This window comes from Streptomyces sp. NPDC005374, from assembly GCF_042872225.1.
In the GTDB taxonomy this organism is placed as follows: domain Bacteria; phylum Actinomycetota; class Actinomycetes; order Streptomycetales; family Streptomycetaceae; genus Streptomyces.
Genome location: NZ_JBIAKA010000045.1, coordinates 1,333 through 3,061 on the forward strand (window position 1 = coordinate 1,333; position 1,729 = coordinate 3,061).

Here is a 1,729-nt window from a genome sequence, read left to right on the forward strand (position 1 = left end):
AGACGACGTGTCGCTGCTCATAAGGGGTGTTCCTTTCACAGAAGAAATGCGGCTGCACAAACGCGAACGCGGGCGGGGTTCAGGCCAGGGCTTGGGCGCGGATCGCGCGCAGGCGGTGCATGACCTGGTTGGTGCCGCGGCCGAAGTAGTCGTGCAGGAGCTGGTATTCGGCATACAGGCGGTCGTAGGCGGCGGCCCGGCCGGCATCGGGCTGGTAGACGCCTTGTTCGGCCTTGCCCATCGAGCGGGCGCAGGCCTGGATGTCGGGGTAGGCGCCGGCGGCGACCGCGGCGTGCATGGCGGCGCCGAGGGCGGGGCCCTGGGTGGAGCCGATCACACTGAGCGGGAGCCGGGTGACATCGGCGTAGATCTGCATGAGCAGGGCGTTCTTCGTCAGCCCGCCCGCGATGATCAGCTCCTGGACCGGCACCCCGGATGCTTCGAAGGTTTCGATGATGGTGCGGGTGCCGAACGCGGTCGCCTCCAGCAGGGCCCGGTAGATGTCCTCCGGGCGGGTCGACAACGTCTGGCCGACGATGACACCGCTCAGGTCGTGGTCGACCAGCACGGAGCGGTTGCCGCTGTGCCAGTCCAAAGCGATGAGCCCGTGTTCGCCCACCTGCTGCCCGGCCGCCAAGGCGGTCAGGTACTCGTGCGGGTCCTGGCCCAGCGCGGTGGCCTGTTCGGCGTAGGCGGCGGGGAAACCGGTGCGGATGAACCAGCCGAAGATGTCCCCCACCCCGCTCTGCCCGGCCTCATAGCCCCACAGGCCCGGCAGGATCCCGCCGTCCACCACCCCGCACATGCCCGGCACCATGCCCTGCTGGTCCGAACTCATCACATGACAGGTCGAGGTGCCCATGATGGCCACCATCTGCCCCGGCGCAACCGCCCCCGCCGCCGGCGCCGTGACATGCGCATCCACATTGCCGACACACACCGCGATCCCCTCCGGCAACCCCGTCCACGCAGCCGCCTGGGCGGTCAGCGACCCCGCCCGCTCCCCCAGCTGCCCGATCGGATGCTCCAGCTTGTCCGCCACGAAACCGGCGAAGCCGGGGTTCAGCGCGGCCAGATACTCCGGCGACGGGTAGACGCCGTCCTGGAGCTGGCCCTTGTAACCGGCCGTGCACGCGTTCCGCACATACGTGCCGCACAACTGCCACACGATCCAGTCCGCCGCCTCCACCCACCGGTCCATCAGGTGATACAGCTCCGGATCCTCCTCCAGCAACTGCAACCCCTTCGCGAACTCCCACTCCGAGGAAATCTTCCCCCCGTACCGCGGCAGCCAGGCTTCCTTGCGCTCCACCGCCAGCGCGGTGATCCGGTCCGCCTGCGCCTGCGCCGCATGATGACGCCACAACTTCACATACGCATGCGGACGCCCCGACAACCCCGGAAGCTCACACAACGGCGTCCCGTCCGCCACCACCGGCACCATCGTGCACGCCGTGAAATCCGTCCCGATCCCCACCACCTGCTCCGAACGCACCCCCGCCGCAGCCAACGCCGCCGGCACCGCCAACCGCAACACATCCACATAATCCGACGGCACCTGCAACGCCCAGTCCGGCCCCAACCGCGTCCCGTCCGGCAACACACGATCCAGCACCGCATGCCCATACGGATGCTCCGCGGAACCCAACTCCGCACCATCACGCACACGCACCACCACAGCCCGCCCCGACAACGTCCCGTAATCCACCCCGATCACACACGCATCGGA

1 protein-coding gene is annotated in these 1,729 nt (G+C 68.7%); it reads right to left on the bottom strand.

The window, feature by feature from the left end:
• Positions 1–79: 79 nt before the first annotated feature.
• A partial coding sequence (gene araB, locus ACFYRX_RS46740; RefSeq protein ID WP_389113565.1) for a ribulokinase occupies positions 80–1,729 on the bottom strand: 1,650 nt, incomplete at its 5' end.